The sequence below is a fragment of the Streptomyces fungicidicus genome, from assembly GCF_003665435.1.
In the GTDB taxonomy this organism is placed as follows: domain Bacteria; phylum Actinomycetota; class Actinomycetes; order Streptomycetales; family Streptomycetaceae; genus Streptomyces; species Streptomyces fungicidicus.
In genome coordinates, this window is record NZ_CP023408.1 from 769,742 (window position 1) to 791,177 (window position 21,436).

At 74.5% G+C, this 21,436-nt stretch carries 8 protein-coding genes; 6 read left to right on the top strand and 2 right to left on the bottom strand.

Translation table 11 applies throughout. The features are described from left to right. Positions 1 to 6 precede the first annotated feature (6 nt). Both CNQ36_RS33755 and CNQ36_RS33760 read right to left on the bottom strand, forming a co-directional pair. A complete protein-coding gene (locus CNQ36_RS33755; RefSeq protein WP_004921220.1) occupies positions 7 to 486 on the bottom strand; it encodes a GNAT family N-acetyltransferase in 480 nt (159 codons plus the stop codon). 57 nt (positions 487 to 543) lie between these two features. Next, complete coding sequence (locus CNQ36_RS33760) at positions 544 to 1,791, bottom strand: PP2C family protein-serine/threonine phosphatase (protein WP_121549507.1); 1,248 nt, start codon at positions 1,789 to 1,791, stop codon at positions 544 to 546. 446 nt (positions 1,792 to 2,237) lie between these two features. On the opposite strand from CNQ36_RS33760, the gene CNQ36_RS33765 reads away from it, so the two are divergent. The 6 genes from CNQ36_RS33765 to CNQ36_RS33790 all read left to right on the top strand — a co-directional run bounded on the left by CNQ36_RS33765 (position 2,238) and on the right by CNQ36_RS33790 (position 21,436). Next, positions 2,238 to 2,786, top strand: a complete 549-nt coding sequence (locus CNQ36_RS33765) for a TetR/AcrR family transcriptional regulator (RefSeq protein WP_004921215.1) — start codon at positions 2,238 to 2,240, stop codon at positions 2,784 to 2,786. Positions 2,787 to 2,812: 26 nt separating this feature from the next. Continuing rightward, entirely contained in the window at positions 2,813 to 4,981 is a 2,169-nt protein-coding gene (locus tag CNQ36_RS33770) for an MMPL family transporter (RefSeq protein ID WP_121549508.1), read from the top strand. A 239-nt stretch (positions 4,982 to 5,220) separates the two neighbouring features. After that, positions 5,221 to 11,514, top strand: a complete 6,294-nt coding sequence (locus CNQ36_RS33775) for a non-ribosomal peptide synthetase (protein WP_121549509.1) — start codon at positions 5,221 to 5,223, stop codon at positions 11,512 to 11,514. 97 nt (positions 11,515 to 11,611) lie between these two features. Continuing rightward, positions 11,612 to 18,931 carry a non-ribosomal peptide synthetase gene (locus CNQ36_RS33780; protein ID WP_240659536.1) on the top strand — a complete coding sequence of 2,440 codons (7,320 nt, stop codon included), beginning with the start codon at positions 11,612 to 11,614 and terminating at the stop codon, positions 18,929 to 18,931. Then, positions 18,928 to 20,157 (top strand): cytochrome P450, encoded by a 1,230-nt coding sequence (locus tag CNQ36_RS33785; protein ID WP_121549510.1) that lies wholly within the window; start codon positions 18,928 to 18,930, stop codon positions 20,155 to 20,157. The genes CNQ36_RS33780 and CNQ36_RS33785 overlap by 4 nt, the downstream gene beginning before the upstream one ends. Before the next feature lie 28 nt (positions 20,158 to 20,185). Beyond that, positions 20,186 to 21,436, top strand: a complete 1,251-nt coding sequence (locus tag CNQ36_RS33790) for an MFS transporter (RefSeq protein WP_121549511.1) — start codon at positions 20,186 to 20,188, stop codon at positions 21,434 to 21,436.

Below are 21,436 nucleotides of genomic sequence, written 5' to 3' on the forward strand. Positions count from 1 at the left end.
GGGGGGCTAGGCGATCGGGAACTCCAGCTCGGGACGATCCCACGCCACCGCGGGCGGGTTCGCGGAGACGGTGCCGGTGAGCAGCGCGCCCACACTGCGGTAGAAGCCCTCGGCCGGAGGATGCGACACGACGCGGACACGGTCCAGCCCCGCAGCACGCGCCTGGGACCTCATGTGCTCGACGAGCAGCCGCCCGATGCCGCGGCCCTGCGACCCGTCGGCGACGAAGAGCAGGTCCAGCTCCGGCGGCGCCAGGACCAGGGAGTAGAAGCCGAGCACCCGGCCCGCGGGATCACCGGTGTCGACGGCCACGAAGACCCGGTGGGACTCGATGTAGTCGGGACCGACCCGGTAGCCCGCGACCATCGCCGCGTACGGTCCCCCGTAGGCGCGTGAGCCGCGCACCAGCCGCGTGAGCCGCTTGGCGTCCCCCGCGACGGCCCGTCGTACGGCGGTCGCTCGGGGCGTGGGCGTCATCCTCGGCATCGTGCAGAGGGTACTACGCCCCATGGCCGCCCCGGGTGCTCGCCCCCCGCGCGGCAGTCACAGACGTACGACGACCAGGGCGATGTCGTCACGGCCGCCGCCGGCCAGTCCGAGACGGGCGAGGAGACTGTCCGCCAGTAGCTCCGGGGCCAGATCGCCGCACTGCCCGAGGGCTTCGGTCAGCCGGTCGATACCGGCGTAGATGTCCTCGTACCGGCGTTCGATCAGGCCGTCGGTGTAGAGGACGAGCGTGTCGCCCGAGCAGTAGGTGGCACTCGCCTGCGGCCGGGGCACGTGCTGGGGCCGGACGGCGAGCGGCGGGTCGGTCGCCTGGTCCAGCAGGGTGCTGGTGCCGTCCGAGCTCAGCAGGATCGGGGGCGGGTGGCCGGCGCTGCTGTAGATGATCAGACGGCTGGTGGGATCCACCAGCGCCTTGACCACGGTCGTGTTGAGAGCGCCCTCGACGGAGCGGGAGTACAGACCCAGTACCTCCAGCGCCTGAGCGGGTCGTTCCAGGGCCCGGACGGCGGCGCTCAGGGCGCTGCGGAGCATCCCCATGACGGCGGCGGCCTCCAGTCCGTGCCCGACGACGTCGCCGACCGCCACGGAGAAGCGGCCGTCGTGCAGGTCGACCAGGTCGTACCAGTCGCCGCACACGTTCAGCGATCCGGTCGCGGGCAGGTACCGGACCGCCACGTTGTCGTGCCGGGCCAGGTCGGGTGCCTGGAGCATGGCCTCCTGCAGGGCGACGGCCACCTGGCGTTCGCGGGTGTGTGCCTGGCGGAGCTCCTCATTGAGCAGTTGCAGCTCGCGCGCCCTGGCGTACAGCTCGGCCTCCAGGGTCTCCCGTTCGGTGAGCACTGACAGCAGGTGTGTTTCGGTGCCGCCGGCGCGGGACTGCACGAACGCGGTCACGTCCTCCACACGGTGGATGATCCAGTGCACGTTCCCGTCGGGGCCGAGGATCGGGGTGTTGATCGGGGACCACCAGCGCTCCTCGAAGGACCCCGGCCGGCTCATGACCGGGATGTCGTACCTCTGGAGCGCCATGGTGTCCGGGGTGCGGGAGGTGAGCACCCGGTGCAGGGACGCACCAAGATTGCGCACCCCGTCCGCGTCGGGATCGGCGGGGTTGTCCGGGAACGCGTCGAAGACGAGCTGTCCGATCAGGTTGTCCCTGGTCCGCTGCGTGGCCTCCAGATAGGCCTGATTGACCTCGACGATCACCAGGTCGGGATCCAGTACCAGGTAGGGGCTGGGCGTGGCGGCGAACAGCGCGGCGTAATCGATGCCTGGCACGGTCACTGTCCCCCTCCTTCCCTTCCGGGCACGCGAGCGCCACGGCACTGTGGTGAATTCCGGACCGGCCGCGCCGCTCCGCCGGGGGCGAGGCGGCCGGGATCCTCCGCGATGCCGGGCGGGAGGCCGCCGACCTGCCCCTCCGGGCCGCGTCGCCCCCGAGGCCCACCCGAGGGCGGCGCCGAGTCCGGCCGACCGCCGCCCGGACATGAGGGAGGCGTCGCTGCGTTTCCCGGTCCATGGGTGCTCCTCGGGGCACTGCTCCTGACCTCCAGGGTCGCGGAGCTTCGCCCGGGCCGCACGTCGGCCGGGCGCGGCCCGTCCCGGACCGGCGCGCGGCGGACCACGCCCGCGCCCCGCGCAGCCTTCGGGCGCGGGAAGGATGACACACGTCACAGCGACATGCTGTCCGATCGGTCAGAACTGACCGATCGGACAGTTATGGTGAGCGCATGGCACGTTCCGCCTCCGCCATGCGCGGCCAGATCCTCGAGTCGGCACTGCGGCTGTTCGCCGTGCACGGCTTCCGCGGCACCTCGCTGCAGGACATCGCCTCCGACGCGGGCTGCTCGAAGGCGTCACTCCTCTACCACTTCGCCGGCAAGGAAAAGATCCTCACCGAGCTGCTGACCCCCGCCCAGGACGCCCTCGCCGCGCTGCTGGACCGCGTGGCCGGGCTGGAGGGCGGCCGGCTGGTGGAGGAGACCGTCGTCGGGTACGTCGACCTGACGCTGCGGTTCCGCGGCGAGGTCAGGCTCCTCTTCGAACACGTCGCCGAGATGTCCTGCCACCAGGACCTCAACGTCGTGGAGCTGGCGGACGGGCTGCTGGACGCGCTGGCGGGCCGCTCGCCGCAGGCACCGGCCCGGGTGGCGGCGTGGATGGTGGTGGGCGCCGTCTTCATCACCAGTGCCACCCACGACGAGGTGGCGCCGGACGAGGTGCTGCGTACCGAAATGATCCGCAGTGCGCTGCGGACGCTTGACCACACCCCCAGTTGACCCCCTAACGGAAAGACCTCTCCTCCATGGCGACCTTGCTGTACCGGCTCGGGCGGTTCTCCTTCCGCAGACGAGGCCGAATAGCCGCGGTCTGGCTGCTCCTGCTGACCCTGCTGGGAGTCGGAGCCGCCACCCTGATGGGCCCGACCAGCGACAAGTTCTCCATGCCGGGAACCGAGTCCCAGCGTGCGCTGGACGACCTCGACCGGCAGTTCCCGCAGGCCGGCGGAGCCACCGGCACCATCGTCGTCGCCGCGCCCGAAGGGACGAAACTGGACCCCGCCGCGGTGGCACCCGTGGTGAAGGAGGCCTCCGGGATCGACGGCGTCACCGCCGCCATGGACCCGTTCCAGGTCGGCTCCGTCTCCCAGGACGGCCGCTACGCCCTGATCCAGGTGCAGTTCGACAAGCCGGCCGACGAGGTCCCCGACGAGCAGAAGGCGGCCTACGAGGAGGTCGGCGCCGACGCCGAGGGCCTGCGCGTCGAGCACGGCGGCGAGGTCATGGGCGGTGAGGTGGAGATCGGCTCCACCGAGGCGCTCGGCGTCCTGGTCGCGGCGGTGGTCCTGGTCGTCACCTTCGGTTCGCTGGTCGCCGCGGGCATGACCCTGCTGAACGCGCTGATCGGAGTCGCCGTCGGCATGGCCGGCCTCTTCTCCCTCACCAGCGTCATCGAACTGACCTCCACCGCCCCCGTCCTGGCACTGATGCTGGGCCTGGCCGTCGGCATCGACTACTCGCTGTTCATCACCTCCCGCTACCGCCAGTACCTCGCCGAAGGCCTCCAGCCCGAGGAGGCGGCCGGCCGCGCGACCGGCACCGCCGGCTCGGCCGTCGTCTTCGCCGGTGTCACCGTCGTCATCGCCCTCGCCGGACTCTCCGTCGTCGGCATCCCCTTCCTGAGCGTGATGGGCCTCGCCGCGGCGGGCACCGTCGCCGTCGCCGTGCTGGTCGCCCTCACCCTGCTGCCGGCCTTCCTCTCCTTCGCCGGACGGAAGGTCCTCCCGCGCAAGCAGCGCCATGCCGACGGACCCCCCACCGAGGAGGGCACCGCCGCCGAGGGCTTCGGCTTCACCTGGGGCAGGCTCGTCACCAAGCTGCGCGTCCCGCTCCTCGTCGTCGGCATCCTCGGCCTGGGCGCGCTCACCCTGCCGGCCCAGGACATGCGCATCGCCCTGCCGGACGCGGGCACCGCCGCCGAGGGCTCCGCCGCACGCGAGGCGTACGACCTGACGTCCGAGGGCTTCGGCGAGGGCTTCAACGGCCGTCTCATCGCCGTCGTCAACGGCGAGGACGCGCAGTCCACCGGGGCGGCCGCCGAGAAGGCCACCGCCCTCATCAAGGAAACCGACGGCATCCTGACGGTGGCCCCGCCGCAGCTCAACGAGCAGGGCACCACCGCCCTGCTGGCCATCATCCCCGAGGCCGGCCCGACCGCCGTCGCCACCGAGGACGCCGTCCACGACATCCGCGACCGGGTCGCGGGCATCGAGGGCGCCGACATCGCCCTCACCGGCGCGACCGCCCTGGGCATCGACGTCTCGGAGAAGCTCGCCGACGCCCTGCCGCTGTACCTGCTCCTGGTGGTGGGCCTGTCCATCCTGCTGCTCATGCTGGTCTTCCGGTCGGTCCTGGTGCCGCTGAAGGCGGCCCTGGGCTTCCTGCTCACCGTGGGCGCGACCTTCGGCGTCACCGTCGCCATCTTCCAGGAGGGCCACCTGGCCGGCCTGGTGGGCGTCGACACCCCCGGCCCGCTGGTGAGCTTCCTGCCGATCCTGCTCATCGGCATCCTGTTCGGCCTCGCCATGGACTACGAGGTCTTCCTCGTCTCCCGCATGCGCGAGGACTTCGTCCACGGCGCCGACCCGCAGGCGGCCATGGTCAGCGGCATGGGCCACAACGCCCGCGTCGTCACGGCCGCGGCGCTCATCATGACGTCCGTGTTCGGAGGCTTCGTCCTGATGGACGACCCGATCATCAAGTCCATCGGGTTCGCCCTCGCCGTCGGCGTGGTCATCGACGCCTTCGTCGTCCGCATGGCGCTCGTCCCGGCGGTGATGTCGCTGCTCGGCCGGGCCGCCTGGTGGCTGCCCAAGCCCGTCGACAAGGCACTGCCCGACCTCGACATCGAGGGCGAGAAGCTGAACCGGCAGCTGGCCGCGGAGACTCGGGACGAGACCCTGATCCCGGTCTGACCCGCACCCGGTCGCACCTGCCCCGAGAGGACGGGACCCGCAAGGGGTCCCGTCCTCTTCGGTTTCCCACGGGCGATCTCTCCGGTTTCCACAGGCGACGCGGAGGGGCCTCTTCCGGAGCCGGGGGACCAGCGCCTCCACGAGCGCGGCCGGCTCTGCTCGCGGTGCTGCGTCTTCTTCCCTATGGGCCCCGCGCCACCGGCGGCAGTCTGCTGCAAAACACCGCTTGGAGGCTCACAGTGACAGCAGGACCGGCCCACGACAAGGCTCCGAACGACGTCGACGCCGACACGGCATCCTTCGCGCAGCGCCGCCTGTGGTTCCTGGACCAGTTGGCCGGTTCTTCCACCGGATCCATGCTCCCGCTGGTCCTGCGACTGCGGGGCCCGCTGGACGCGGACCGGCTGGAGCGGTCGCTGTCCGGGATCGTGGCGCGGCACGAGGTGCTGCGCACCCGGTTCCGCGCCGTCGGCGGCGAGCCCGTGCCGGTCGTCGACCCGCCCCCGGACGTCGCACTGGAACGGGTCGGGGCGGACGGGCCGGAGGACCTGTTCGCGCGCCGCCTGGGACGCCCCGTCGACCTGTCCGCGCAGCATCCGCTGAGGGCCGTGCTCGCCCGCGTCGCGCCCGACGAGCACCTGCTGCTCGTCGAGGTGCACCACATCGCCGTGGACGGCTGGTCATGGGGCGTCCTGCTGGACGAACTCGCCGCCGGCTACCGGGGCGAGCAGATTGCCCCGCCCGCCCTGCGCCACGCCGACCACGCCCGCGCACAGTCCGAACGGCTGAGCGGCGAACGGCTGGAACGCCTCCTGGGCCACTGGCGGGAGCGGCTGAGCGGTCTCACCCCGCTCGACCTGCCCACCGACCGGCCGCGTCCGCGGGTCTGGGACGGCTCCGGCGACGTGGTCCGCTTCGACCTGCCGGCCGACCTGGTCACCGCCGTCGACGCCCTCGCCCGCTCCCGGCGCGTCACCCGGTACACCCTCCTGCTCACCGCCTACCAGGCGCTCCTCGGACACTGGGCGGGCCGTACCGACGTCGCCGTGTGCAGCACGCTCGCCGACCGGGCCCGGCGCGGCACCGAGGGGCTCATCGCGCCCCTCGTCAACACCGTCGTGCTCCGCGCCGACCTGGCCGGCAGGCCCGGCTTCGGCGCCCTGCTGGACCGGGCCCAGGGCCGCGTGCCGGTGGACCTCGCCCACGCCGAGGCCCCCTTCGACCTGGTCGTCGCCGCCCTCGGCGGCTCCCGCGACCTGTCCCGCCACCCGCTCGCCCAGGCCTCGTTCACCCTGCTCAACGCTCCGATCCGGCCGGTACGGATGCCCGGCCTCGAGGTGACGCTCGTCGAGCCGCCGCTCACCGAGACCCCGCTCGACGTCTTCCTGGACCTCACCCTGCGGACCGACGGCAGCGTCGCCGCGGTCCTCCAGTACGCCACCGCGCTCTTCGACGCGGCCACCATGCGCGCCTTCGCCCGTTCCTACCCGGCCCTGCTCAGGGCCGTCCTGGCCGACCCCGGGACACCCGTGCAGGACCTGCTGCGTGCCCTGCCCGAGGGCCCCGCCGGCCGCGGCCGCCCCCGGCCCGACTGGCACCGGGCCCCCGAACACCCCGCGGCGCCGGCACCGCCGGTCGCCTTCACCGGTGACCCGGCCGCCACCGCGCTGCGCTGCGGCGAGGACAGCGTCAGCTACGCCGGCCTCGACACCATGACCGGCGCGCTGGCCGCCGCGCTGCGCGCCGCCGGGGTCACCGCGGGCGACCCCGTGGGCGTGCTCCTGCGCCGCGGACCGTGGTCGGTCGCCGCCATCGAGGGCGTCTGGCGGGCGGGAGGCGCCTATGTGCCCCTCGACCCGGAACTGCCCGCCGAGCGGCTGCGGTACATGGCCGAGGAGGCCCGGCTGGCCTGCGTGGTCACCGAACCCGGCACCGCCGGCGCCGCCGCACCGCTCGCACCGGTCACGGTGGACGTCACCGCGCTCCCCCCGGCCGCGGACGCCCCCCGGCACCGGCCGCACCCCCGTGAACTGGCCCATGTCATCTTCACCTCCGGCTCCACCGGCCGGCCCAAGGCGGTCGGCGTCGAGCACGCCGCCCTCGCCTCCCACGTCGTCGCCGCCCGGCAGCGCTTCGGGATCACCTCCGCGGACCGGGTGCTGGCCTTCGCCTCCTTCGCCTTCGACGCCTCACTGGACCAGGTGCTGCCCGCCCTCACCTGCGGCGCCACCGTCGTCATGCGGCCCGACGAGCCCTGGCTGCCCACCCAGGTGCCCGAGATAGTCCAGCGGCACGGCCTCACCGTCGTCAACGTGCCTCCCACCTACTGGTCGGAGCTCACGCTCTCCCTCGACCGGCGGCTGGCCGCCGCCCTGGGCTCCCTGCGGCTGCTCGTCCTCGGCGGGGAGGCCGTCCCCGCCGACACCCTCGCCGCCTGGCGCGCCGCCGTCCCCGGAGTGCGCGTCTGCAACGCGTACGGGCCCACCGAGACCACGGTCACCGCCACCACCCACGACGCCGCCGGCCCTCCGGGGGACACCGTGCCCATCGGCCGGCCCCTGGGCGACCGCCGGGTCCACGTCGTCGACGCCGACGGCGAGCCGGTCCCGGTAGGCGTCGGAGGCGAACTCCTCATCGGCGGCACGGAACTGGCCCGCGGCTACCTCGGGCGCCCCGCCCTCACCGCGGAGCGCTTCGTGCCCGACCCGTACGGTCCGCCCGGCGGGCGCCTCTACCGCACCGGCGACCTCGTGCGCTGGACGCCCGACGGCGAACTGGAGTTCCTCGGCCGGCTCGACGACCAGGTCAAGATCCGCGGCTTCCGCATCGAACTCGGCGAGGTGGAGACGGTGCTGCGGGCCTGCCCGCTGGTCGCCGCTGCCGCCGCCCGCCCCGACCGGGCCACCGGACGAGGCCTCACCGGCTACGTCGTGCCCGCACCGGACGTGCCCGCCGCGCCCGGCCGGGCCGAACTGCGCGCCTGGTGCGCCCGCTACCTGCCGCACTACGCCGTACCGTCCGAGTTCGTCGTCCTGGACGCCCTCCCGGTAGGCGTGTCCGGCAAGCTGGACCGCTCCGCCCTGCCCGACCCCGCGCACACCCGCCCCACCGACGACCCCGGGTACACCGCGCCCCGCGACGAGACCGAGCGGATCGTCGCCGAGGTGTGGGCCGACGTCCTCGGCCTGGACCGGATCGGCATCGACGACGGCTTCTTCGACCTCGGCGGCCACTCCCTGCTCGCCACCATGGCCGTCTCCCGGATCGCCCAGCGCCTCGGCCGGGAGATCGAACTGCGCACCGTCTTCGAGCACCCCACCGTCCGCGGCTTCGCCCCGCGGGTGGCGGCCGCACGCGTCGGCGGCGCCGCCGAGGTCGTCCCCGTCGACCGCGCCAGACCGCTGCCGCTGTCCTTCGCGCAGGAACGCCTGTGGTTCCTGGACCGCACCTCCGACCACGGCGAGTCGTACCTGCTCCGGTACTGCTGGCGGGTGCGCGGCGGCCTGGACCGCACCGCGTGGCAGGCCGCCCTGGACGACCTGGCCGAGCGCCACGAGGTGCTGCGCACGGCCCTCGTCGAGATCGACGGCCGCCCCGTGCAGCAGGTCTGCGACCCGAGCGCCGTACCCCTGCTCTGGGAGCGGGCGCCGCAGGCCCCGGACGAGCGGGCCCGCACGGAGGCCGTACGGCGGCTGGCCGTGGCCCACGCCACCCGCCGCTTCGACCTCGACCGGCCGCCGCTGCTGCGGTCCGGCGTGTGGGAGCTGGCCGACGACGACCACGTCGTCCTGCTCGCCTTCCACCACGCCGTCACCGACGGCTGGTCCAAGGGCGTGCTGCTGGAGGAACTCGGCCGGCACTACGCTGCCCGCCGGTCGGGCGGGCGTGCCCCGTCCGCACCGCTGCCCGTGCAGTACGGCGACTACGCCGTGTGGCAGCGCGACCGCGCCGAAAACGGCGCCCTGGAACCGCAACTCGCCTACTGGGAAAGGGTCCTCGAGGGCGCCCCGGTACTGGAGCTGCCCACGGACCGGCCCCGGCCCCCCGCCTTCACCGGCCGGGGCGGCGCCGTCGAGATCGACCTGCCGCACGCCCTCCTCGACCGCGCCGACGCCCTCGCCCGCGAACGCGGCGCGACCCGCTTCATGGTGCTGCTGGCCGCCGCGCAGACGGTGCTGGCCCGCTGGAGCGGCCAGACCGACATCTGCGTGGGCACACCCGTCGCCGGCCGCGGCCGGCTCGAACTGGAGCCGCTCATCGGCTTCTTCGTCAACACCGTCGTCCTGCGCACCGACTTGTCGGGGCGGCCCTCCTTCGGCGCCCTCGTGGACCGGGTACGCGATGCCGTCCTCGGCGCCTTCGACCACCAGGAAGTGCCCTTCGAACAGGTCGTGGAGCGGCTGCGCCCGGAGCGCGACCTGTCCCGCAACCCGCTGTTCCAGGCCATGGTCGACGTCCAGGAGACCTCCGCGGCCGGCAGCGGCCTGCCCGGTCTGGAGACGGCCGACTTCCCACTGCCCTGGGGGTCGGCCAAGTTCGACCTGACCGCCACCTTCCTGGTCCGGCCGGACCGTTTCGCGCTCAACGTCGAATACGCCGCCGACCTGTTCGACCCGGACACCGCGACCCGGTTCGCCCACCACGTGGGCCGCGTCCTCGAGACGCTGCTGGCCGACCCCGCCGCCCGCGCCGACGAGGCCGCCCTGCTCTCGGCGGACGAGCGGCGACACCTCCTCGCGGACGCCGGACGGGACGCGGAGCCCGCGCCACCGTTCGAGGTGACGGGCGCGCCGGGCGCCCCGGCCGTCGTCTGCGGGGACACGACCCTCGACCACGCCCGCCTGGACGCCCTCACCGGCGGTCTGGCGGCCGCCCTGGTCCGCGCGGGCACGGTCCCGGGCGACGCGGTGGGCGTGTGCGTCGGCCGCGGAGTGTGGTCCGTGGCAGCGATGCTCGCCGTCTGGCGGGCCGGCGGCGTCTACGTCCCGCTCGACCCCCGGCTGCCCGAGGAGCGGCTGCGGTACATGTGCGAGGAGGCCGCGGTACGGCACCTGGTGTGCGACGCGCGCACCCGGGACCAGGCCACCGCCCTCGCCACCGGCACCGTCGATGTCGACGGAGTCCTCCCCGACCCGGCCGGACCCCGCCACGCCCCCCGCCCCGACGACCTCGCCTACGTCATCTTCACCTCCGGCTCCACCGGCCGCCCCAAGGCCGTCGGCGTCGAGCACCACGCCCTGGACGCCCATGTCGCCGCCGCCCGCGAGACGTTCGGGCTCACCGCGGGGGACCGGGTGCTGACCTTCGCCTCCACCTCCTTCGACGCCTCGCTCGAGCAGATCCTGCCCGCGCTGAGCACCGGGGCGACGGTGCTGGTGCGCCCGGACCAGATCTGGACGCCGGAGGAACTGGCCGCGTACGTCGCCGCCGAGCGGGTCACGGTCATGGAGCTGACCCCCTCCTACTGGACGGAACTGGTGGCCCGCCTGGACACGCTGGCCCCCCGGCTGGCCACCCTGCGGCTGCTGGTGACCGGGGGAGAGGCGCTGCCCGCCGACCCGCTGGCGCACTGGTTCGCCCACCTCCCCGGCGTGCCCGTGGTCAACACCTACGGCCCCACCGAGACGGTGATCTCCGCCACCGCGCACACCGTCGCCGGGGCCCCGGCCGGCCGGGTGCCGATCGGCCGGCCCCTGGGCAGCCGCCGCGCCTATGTGACCGACCCGCTCGGCGAACCCGTACCGGCCGGAGTGCCCGGCGAACTCGTCCTCGGCGGCCCCGAGACGGCCCGCGGCTACCTCGGACGGCCCGCCCTCACCGCCGAACGGTTCGTCCCCGACCCGTTCGGCACGCCCGGCGGCCGTCTCTACCGCACCGGCGACGTCGTACGCCGACTGCCGGACGGGCAACTGGAGTTCCTCGGCCGCAACGACGACCAGGTCAAGATCCGCGGCTTCCGCGTCGAACCGGGCGAGGCCGAAGCGGTGCTGCGCGCGCACCCCGGGGTGAGCGGTGCGGCCGTCGTGGTGCGCACCCTGGGCGGCGAGAAGTCCCTCGTCGGCTACGCCGCGGGCGGCGGGCTGTCCGAGGAGTCCCTGCGCACCCACTGCCGGGCCCGGCTGCCGCACTACCTCGTCCCGGCCGCGTTCGTCCTCCTGGACGCCCTGCCCCTGACCGTGCAGGGCAAGCTGGACACCGCCGCGCTGCCCGAACCCGAGGCGTCCGCGCCGCACTCCGGTGTCGCACCGCGCACCCCGGCCGAGACGGTCGTGGCGCAGATCTGGTGCGAGGTGCTGGACCTGCCGAAGGTCGGCGTCCACGACGACTTCTTCGCCCTGGGCGGCCACTCCCTGCGCGCGGTCGCGGTCGCCTCCCGCCTGCGGACCGCCTTCGACTGCCCGCTGCAGGTCCGCGACCTGTTCGAGCACCCCACCGTCGAACGGCTCGCCGCCGAGGTGGAGCGCCGTCTGCTGGAGCTCATCTCGCAGATGAGCGACGACGAGATCGACCTGTCCCTCACGGCCGACCTCTGACACCCGGCCCGGCGGTCCGCACCCGCCGCCCCGCCGCCCCCGCGAAGCCGCACCCCATCGACTTCCTCCCCCTCCAGAACCGAGATCGGAGCGCCCCATGACCACACCCGACGTGCGTCCCGGCCCCGTCACCACCACCGGCGGCACCCTCACCCCGGCCGCCCGGCGCCTGCTGGAACAGCGGCTGCGCGGCCGGTCCGCCGCCCGGGAGACCGGCCCCGTCCCGGTCCGGCCGCGCCCGGAGCGCATCCCGCTGTCCGCGGCCCAGCAGCGCCTGTACTTCCTGGACCGGATCGACCCCGGCGCGCCGACCTACCTGCTTCCCGCCGCCTGGCGTCTGGCCGGCCCGCTGGACGTGCCGGCCCTCACCGCGGCCGTCGCCGACCTGGTCGCGCGGCACGAGCAGCTGCGCGTGGTCTTCCCCGAGCACGAGGGCGTCCCCCACCAGCGGGTCCTGCCCCCGGGCGACACGGTCCTGGACGTGACCGAGGTGACGGGGGAGGACACCGGGGAGCGCGAACGCCGGCTCGCCGCCGCCGTGCACGCGGCCGCCCTGCGCCCCTTCGACCTCGCCCGCGAACCCGCCTTCCGCGCCACCCTCGTACGCGCCGCCGCCGAGGACCACGTCCTCGTCCTCGGCATGCACCACATCGTCTCCGACGGCTGGTCCCTCGACATCCTCGTCCGCGACCTGACCGAGCTGTACCGGGCCAGAACCCGCGGACGCGCCGCGAGGCTTCCCGAACTCCCCCTGGACTACGCCGACTACGCGTTCTGGCAGCGCGAGGTCGACCAGTCCGCCGCACTGGAGCACTGGCGCACCCGCCTGGCCGGGCTCACCCCGCTGGAGCTGCCGGCCGACCACCCCCGTCCGGAGACCCCCTCCGGACGGGGAGCCGTCCACCGGGTCACCCTGCCGACCGCCCTCACCGGGGAGCTCGCCGCACTGGGCCGACGCGCCGGCACCACCCCGTACATGACCGTACTGGCCGCGTTCCAGGCCGCGCTCTCCTTCCACACCGGTCAGCACGACGTCGCCGTCGGCACCGTCGTGGCCAACCGGGAACGGGTCGAGACCGAGCAGCTCGTCGGCTTCTTCGTGAACACCCTCGTGCTGCGCGGCGACCTCGGTGACGACCCGACCCCGGCCACGCTGCTCGCCTGCACCCGGAACCTGGTCCTGGAGGCCTTCCAGCACCAGTCCCTGCCGTTCGAACGGGTCGTCGACGCGCTCAGCCCCGACCGCGACCTGGCCCGCAACCCGCTGGTGCAGGTGCTCTACACGCAGTCCGGCGCCGCCGCCCCCGGCATCACCCTGGGCGGGGCCGGCGGGACGCCGTACCCGATCGGCCTGACCACCGCCAAGTTCGACCTCACCCTGGACCTGCGCGACGGCGAGGACCGCACCGAACTGGCCTTCGTCTACCGGCCCGACCTCTTCGAGGAGGCCACGGTCGCCGCCCTCGCCCGGCACACCGTCGCCCTGCTGGAGGCGTTCTGCGCCACCCCCGACACCCCGCTCAGCGGCATCGACCCGCTCACCCCCGCCGAACGCGGCCACCTCCTCGGCGCCGACGGCCCCGCCAACGCCGGCGCCGACGTCGCTCCCCAGCCGCGGACCGCCCCCGACCGGTTCGCCGAGCACGCCGCCCGCGCCCCGCACGCCCTCGCCGTCACCGGCTCCGGCCGCTCCCTGACCTACGCCCGGCTCGACGCCCGCGCCTCCGCGCTGGCCCGGCGGCTGCGCGCCGCCGGGGTGGCCCGCGGCTCGCTCGTCGGCGTCTGCCTCGACCGCACCCCCGACCTGGCGGCCGCCCTGCTCGGCATCTGGCGGGCCGGCGCCGCCTACCTCCCGCTCGACCCCTCCCACCCGCGGGCCCGGCGCGAGTTCACCGTCACCGACGCCGGCATCGACTGGATCGTCACCGACACCGCCACCCGCACCGCCGTGGACGACCTGCCCGCCCGCCTCATGCTGCTCGACGCCCCCGGCCAGGAGCACGCCCAGGACGACGGCGGTGACATCCGCCCCGCCCCCGACGACCTCGCCTACGTCATCTACACCTCCGGCTCAACCGGCCGGCCCAAGGGCGTGGAGGTCACCCACGCCAACCTGGCCTGGCTGCTCGCTGCCGCCGACCACCACTTCGACTTCGGCCCCGCCGACGTGTGGACGCTGATGCACTCGCCCGCCTTCGACTTCTCCGTGTGGGAACTGTGGGCGCCGCTCACCGGCGGCGGACGCGTCGTCGTGCTCGGCGCGGACGAGGTGCGCGACCCGGCGGCCGTGCACCGCGTGCTGCGCGAGGAGCGCGTCACCGTCCTCAACCAGACCCCCGCCGCCTTCAAGGGCCTGCGCGCCCACCTCGACGCCGCCGGAGCGGACTTCGGCGACCTGGCGCTGCGCACGGTGATCTTCGGCGGCGACGCCTTCGACGTCCGCGACTACCGCGACTGGTTCACCGCCCCCGGGCGCCGCCCCGCCCTGGTCAACATGTACGGCATCACCGAGACCTGCGTGCACGTCACGATCCACACCGTGACCGGGGACGACGTCCGAGGCACGGTCCGCTCGCCCATCGGACGGCCCCTGGCCGGACAGCACGGATACGTCCTCGACCCCTGGGGCCGGCTCGTCCCGCCCGGCACCGTCGGCGAGCTGTACGTCTCCGGCGGCGGCGTCGCCCGCGGCTACCGCAACCGGCCCGAACTGACTGCCGAACGCTTCCTGGACGACCCCTTCGGCGCCCCCGGCGCCCGCATGTACCGCACCGGCGACCTGGTGCGCGTACTGCCCGACGGCCGACTGGCCTACGTGGGCCGCGCCGACCACCAGGTGAAGATCCGCGGGTACCGGATCGAGCCCGGCGAGATCGAGACCGCGCTGCGCGCCCTGCCCGGCGTCCGGGACGTCGCCGTGGTGGCCCGCTCCGACGGCGGCACGGCCCGGCTGGTCGCGCACGTCGTCACCCCCGAGGCCCGCCCCCTCGACCCGCCCGCCCTGCGCGAGGGACTGCGGCTGAGCCTGCCCGACTACATGGTCCCGGCCCTGTTCGTCCGCCACGAGCGGCTGCCGCTGACCGCCAACGGCAAGGTGGACCGCGCCGCGCTGACCGCCGTGGACGCCGGGGCCGCCGGACACCGCACCCACGTGCCGGCCGAGGGACCCGTCGAGCGGACCCTGGCAGGGGTGTGGAGCCAGGTCCTCGGCACCGAACACATCGGCCGCGCCGACAACTTCTTCGACCTCGGCGGCGACTCCATCCTCGCCCTGCGCCTGGTCGGCCTCGGCCGTCTCGCCGGGCTCGCCTTCACCGTCGCCGACGTCTTCCGCGCCCGCACCCTGGCCGACCTGGCCGCGCTCGTCACCGACGCGGTGGACGTCCCGGAGCCCGTCGCCCCGTTCTCCCAGCTGGACCCCGCCGACGCCGGGCGGCTGCCGGACCACCTCGCCGACGCATACCCGCTCACCATGCTCCAGGCGGGCATGCTGCACGAGATGCTCGCCGACCCCCGGCGCGGCGCCTACCACAACGTCACCGACCTGAAGATCACCGTCCCCGAGGGCTTCGACCTCGACGCCTTCCAGGCCGCCGTGGACGCGGTGGTCGCCGGCCACCCCATCCTGCGCACCTCCGTCGACCTGGTCACCTACCGCGAACCCCTCCAGCTCGTCCACCGCACCGCCCACCTCCCCGTCGGCTACACCGACCTGCGCGGGCTGCCGCGCGAGGAGCAGCGGACGCGACTGCGCCGCTTCGTCGACGAGGAGTTCGACCGCCGCTTCGACCTGGCCGCCGCCCCCCTGGTCCGCATCCACCTGCACCACGTCACCGACCACGACCTGAGGCTCGTCCTCACCGACTGCCACGTCGTCCTGGACGGCTGGAGCCTGACCTCCCTCGTCGCCGACCTGCTCGCCCTGCACCGGGACGCCGTCGCCCACCGCACCGCCCCGCAGCCCCCGAACGCCCCGCCGTTCGCCGAGTACGTCGCCCTGGAACGCGCCGCGGTGGAGAGCGAGGAGTCACTGGCGTACTGGCGCGACCGGCTCACCGAGCTGCGGCCGGTCACCTTCCGCCGCCGCACCGACGCCGCCGCGCAGGACCACCCGCCGGTCCACGAGGTCCGCCGATCCTACGCCCACCTCGCCGAACGCATCGGGCGGCTCGCCAGGGAAGCCGGCGTGCCGCGCCGCACCGTGCTCATCGCCGCCTTCCACCACACCATGAGCCTGTTCGCCGGCCGCGACGACGACGTCCTCGGCCACAGCATCGGGCTGGTCACCAACGGCCGGCCCGAACTGCCCGGCGCCGACAGGATGCGCGGACTGTTCCTCAACACCGTGCCGTTCGGCGTCGCCCGCCCGCGCGGCACCTGGCTCGCCTACCTGCGGGACGTCTTCCGGGCCGAGCAGGGCATGCTGCCGCACCGCAGGGTCCCCCTGGTCCGCATCGCCCGGCTCCGGCCCAGCGAACCGCGGCTGACCGACGCCGTCTTCAACTACGTCAACTTCCACCGCCTCTCCCACGACTCCTGGGACGACTCCCTGGAGATCGCCCGCACCATGTTCCCGCTGCTGGTCAACGCCAGTGTCAACGCCTTCACCCTGGACGCCGACCCGGAGTACGTCGCCCCCGCCACCGCAGAGCAACTGGCCGACGTGTACTGCGCCCAGCTGGAGGCGATGACCGCGGGACCCGACAACCGCGTCACCCGGCCCGCCCTCACCGGGGCAGCCCGTGCCACCGCCCTCGACGACTGGGCCCGCGGCCCCGTCGTCCCCTCCTCCCCGCTGCTCCTGCACGAGCACATCGCCGGCCACGCCGCCCGCACCCCGGACGCCACCGCCGTCGAGCACCTCGGACAGCGGCTCTCGTACGCCGAACTGAACGAGCAGGCAGAGCAGTTGGCGCGTCGGCTGCGACGACTCGGCGTGGGCCCCGAGACCGTGGTCGGCATCTGCGCCGAACGCGGCCCCGACCTGGTGCGCGCCGCCCTCGGCGTGCTGCGCTCCGGCGGCGCGTTCCTGCCGCTGGACCCGAAACTCCCCACCGAACGGCTCGCGTTCATGGCGCAGGACAGCGGGATGCGGGTGCTGCTGACCCAGCGGCCGCTGGCCGGCGCCGTGCCGTTCGACGGCCCGGTCGTCCACCTCGACGCCCCCGCCGAACACCAGGAGCCCGTGCCGGGCGGCCCGGAGGCGGACGCCGACACCCTCGCCTACATCATCTACACCTCGGGCTCCACCGGCACCCCCAAGGGCGTCGGCATCCCGCACCGCGGCCTGTCCAACATGCTCGAGGGCCAGCGCGACCTGGTGGACGCCACCCCCGAGGACCGCGTCCTGCAGTTCGCCTCCTTCGGCTTCGACGCCTCGATCCTCGAACTGACCTGGTCGCTCTCCAACGGCGGCTGCCTGGTCACCGCCCCCGCCGACGACCTGCGCCCCGGACCCGACCTGGCGCGCACCCTGCGCGAGACGCGCGTCACCGCCGCCATGCTGCCGCCCAGCGCCCTCGCCGTCCTCGGCGAGGACGCCTTCCCCGGCCTCAAGGTGCTCCAGGTGGCAGGCGAGGCCTGCCCGGCCGAACTCGCCGACCTGTGGTCGCGCGGCCGGCGCTTCCAGAACGTCTACGGCCTCACCGAGACCTCCGTCTGGTCCCTCGCCGCCGAACTGCGGCCCGGACAGGGCCGCCCGCCCGTAGGCACCCCGATACGCAACACCCGCGTCCACGTCCTGGACGACGACCTCCAGCCGGTACCGGCCGGAGCCCCCGGCGAGATCTTCCTCGGCGGCGACGCCGTCGGCCGCGGCTACCTGGGCCGGCCCGCCCTGACCGCCGCCACCTACGTCCCCGACCCGTACGGCGCCCCGGGCGACCGCCTCTGCCGCACCGGCGACCTCGGCACCCACCGGCCGGACGGCTCCGTGGAGTGGCTGGGCCGCCGCGACTCCCAGGTCAAACTCCGCGGATTCCGCATCGAACTGGGCGAGATCGAACACGCCCTCAGGCAACTCCCCGAGGTCCGGCAGGCGGTGGTCCTGCACCGCACCGACCTGCCGGGCGAACCGGCCCTCGTCGCCTACCTCGTCGTCTCCGGGGCGCGACCGCCCGCCCCCGAGGAACTGCGCGGCGCCCTGCGGGCCTCCCTGCCCGGCTACATGGTGCCCGCACGGTTCGTCGTCCTCGACGAGATGCCCGTCAACAGCAGCGGCAAGACCGACAAGCGGGCGCTGCCCCTGCCGCCGGCCGAACTCGACCGCACGGACACCGAGTACGTCGCTCCCTCCGGCGCCGCCGAGAAGATCCTCGCCGAAATCTGGCGCGAGGTCCTCGGCCTGTCCCGGATCGGCGTCCACGACGACTTCTTCCGCATCGGCGGCAGCTCCCTGTCCACCGTCCGCGTCTCCCTCATGGCCGCCGCGCGCGGACTGCCCGTCTCCGTCGGCGACCTGATCGAGCACCCCACCCTCGCCCGGCTCGCCCGGCACGCCGTCCGCGCGGCCGGCGAGGGCCTGCCCGCCGCCGTCACCTCCGAGGTGCGGCTGCGCGAGGGCACCGGGGAGCCCCTGTGGTGCGTGCACCCCACCGGCGGCAGCGCCGCCTGGTTCGTCCCGCTCGCCCGCGCCCTGCCGCCCGGCCGTCCGGTGCACGCCTTCCAGGCGCGAGGCCTGCTCGGCGGCACCGACCCGGGCACCGTGACCGGCATCGCCGCCAACTACGTCGCCGAGATCACCGAACGCGGCGGCACCGGCCCGCACGCCCTGCTCGGCTGGTCCATGGGCGCCAACATCGCCCTGGAGATGGCCACCCAGCTCCACCGCGCCGGACACACCGTCGCCCCGCTGGTCCTCATCGAGCCCTACCTGCCCAACCCCGCCGCCCGCGACCGGCTGCTGGGCGTCACCCGGGACCTGCGCGAGGCCCTGCGGATGCGCGACCGGCTGCGCGGGCTGGCGCCCTCACCGCAGCGCGACCGGGCCACCGCCGAACTCACCGCCACCCTGCTCGGCGCCGGCATGAGCCCGTCCGAGGCCGCCCTCGTCGAGGGCGCCCCGATCGAGGTGTGGCACTCGCTGCTCGCCGCCCTCGCCGCGTACGAGGTCCGCCCGTACCCCGGCCATGTGCACCTGGTGGTGGGCAGCGAGGCCGCGGAACTGCCGCGCGGCCGCACCATGCCCGGCCTCGACGTCGACTACGACACCTACGTCGCCCGCTGGCGCGAGGTGGCCGGCGGCGGACTCACGCTGCACATCAGCGACGGCGACCACATGTCGATGATGGCCGAGCCCCGGGTGCGCGGCATCGCCGGCCTGCTCACCGGCATCGAGGGCCCCGGCACCGCGGAGAACCTCCGGGCCGCCGGACCCGACGCCACCACCGGCCGCACCGCGACGGGAGAGACCCGATGACCACCCATGCCCCCGCCCTCACCGAGCGCTACCTGCTCTCCCCGGACATGATCGCCGACCCCTACGGCCACCTCGACGCCCTGCGCGACCACGCGCCCGTCCACTGGAGCCCCCTGCACCACGCCTGGCTCGTCACCGGCTACGACCAGGTGATGCGCTGCCTGCGCGACCCGGCGGTCTCCGCCGACCGGGTGCGGCCCCTGATGGACGCCGTCCCGCAGGGCGCCCGCGACGACGCCGAACGGGCCTTCGGGATCCTCTCGCGCTGGATGGTCTTCAACGACCCGCCCCGCCACCGCAGACTCCGCCAGGTCTTCCAGGAGGCGTTCGCCGCCCGCGCCGTGGCCCGCTACCGCGCCTTCACCGAGAAGGCGACCCGCGCCGTCCTCGCCCGCAAGGCCGCCCCCGGCCGCACCGGCGACCTCCTGGCCGACGTCGCCAAACCGCTGCCCGCCCTGGTGTTCGCCCGCTGGCTCGGCATCCCGCCCACCGACGGGCCCTCCTTCTGGTACTGGAACACCCGCGTCGCCGACCTCGTCCTCGGCACCGCCCAGGAGGAGAGCGAGTACCGCGCCTCCCTCCAGGCGCTGGTGAGCCTCGACGACTACCTCGGCGCCCTCGTCGCCCGGCGCCGCGCCGAACCCGGCGACGACCTGATCAGCCAGGTGCTCCGGGAGGGCCGGGTCGGCGACTCGGTCACCGAGGAGGAGTTCACCGGGATGCTCACCCAGATGGCGTTCGCCGGCGGGGAGACCACCAGCAACCTGATCGCCAACACCGTCCTGGCCCTGCACACCCGGCCCGACCAGCTGGCCGCCGTACGCGCCGAACCCGAACTCGCCCAGGGAGCGGTGGAGGAGACCCTGCGCCTGGACGGCCCGTCCAAGATGTCCATCCGCACCGCCGCCCGCGACCTCGACCTCGACGGCCGCACCCTGCGCGCCGGGGACCGGATCTTCCTCGTCACCGCCGCCGCCAACCGCGACCCGGCCCGCTTCCCCGACCCCGGCCGGTTCGACGTGCGCCGCTCCGGCGCCACCCACCTCGGCTTCGGCTTCGGCGCCCACTTCTGCATCGGCGCCGCCCTGGCCCGCCTGGTCGCCGTCGCCGCCGTCCGCACGCTGGTGTGCGACCACCCCGGCCTGACCCTCACCGACCCCGGCCGCCCGGCCTGGCAGCCCTCCCTGCTCAACAGGGGCCTCACCGCCCTGCCCGTCCGCTACTGACCGGACCAAGTCCGACGAAAGGCACCCCATGGCCACCACCCTCGCCGACGCCGGCCCACGCCTGTGGGCCCCCGTCCGGCACCGGTCCTTCCGGCTCCTGTGGACGGGGCAGGCGCTGTCCCTGCTGGGCGACGGCTTCAGCGTCGTCGCGTTCTCCTGGATCACCCTCGGCCTGACCGGCTCCACCCTCGCCCTCGGCTACGTCCTGGCCTTCCAGGCCGTCCCGCGCGCCCTGTTCACCCTGGTCGGCGGCAGCCTCGGCGACTCGATGTCCCCGCGCACCCTGATGGTCGCCTCCAGCTGGACACGGGCCGTACTGATGGCGTCCGTCGGCGTCGCCGGGCTCACCGGCGACCTGACGGTGTGGATGCTGTGCGCCGCGGCCGCCGCCTTCGGCACCGTCGACGCCTTCTTCCAGCCCGCGCGGGTGTCCATCCTGCCCTCGGTCGTCGACGACGAACTGCTCACCCCGGCCAACGCGCTGATGGGCGCGGGCGCGCGGACCGCAGCCGTCATCGGACCGGCCATCGGCGGCCTGGTCATCGCGCTCACCCGGGCACCGGTGGCCTTCCTCGTCGACGCCGCCTGCTTCGCCCTGTGCGGCCTGTGCGTCTCCAGGGTCCGCACCCGGCCCAGGAAGCCCCGCCCCGACACGGACGGCACGCCCGAGAAGCAGGCGTCCCTCGGCGCCCGCATCCGCGAGGGCATCACGTACACCGTCCGCGACCCGCGGCTGCGGACCGTCGTCGCCCTCGACACCGCCGTCAACTTCTGCTACGCCGGGCCCTTCACGGTCGGCTTCGCCACCCTCGCCGACCAGGTGCTGCGCGGCGGCTCGGCCACCCTCGGCGTGCTCAACGGCTCCCTCGCCGCCGGCGCGGTGCTCGGCACGCTCGCCGGCGGCGCCCTCGGCGGGCGGCCCAGGGTGGGCCTGCTGGTGGCCGCCCTGGCCGGCTGGCTCGGCGCGGGAATGGCCGTCCTCGGCCTGGTGCACAGCACCCCGGTCGTCGTGGGAACCGTCCTCGCCATGGGCTTCGCCATCGGCTTCCAGGGCGTGTTCGGGCTGAGCTGGATCCAGCGGAACATCCCGCAGGACGTCCTCGGCCGCGTCGTCTCCGTCGACATGGTCCTCGGCTACGCCGTCGCCCCCCTGTCGCTGATCGTCTGCGGGGCGCTGGCCGGCAGGGACGTCTCCGCACTGTTCGGGGTGGTGGCCGCGGTGCTCGCCGCGACCGGGCTGGCGGTGCTGGCGTCCAAGGCGGTGCGCGAGATGCGGTAA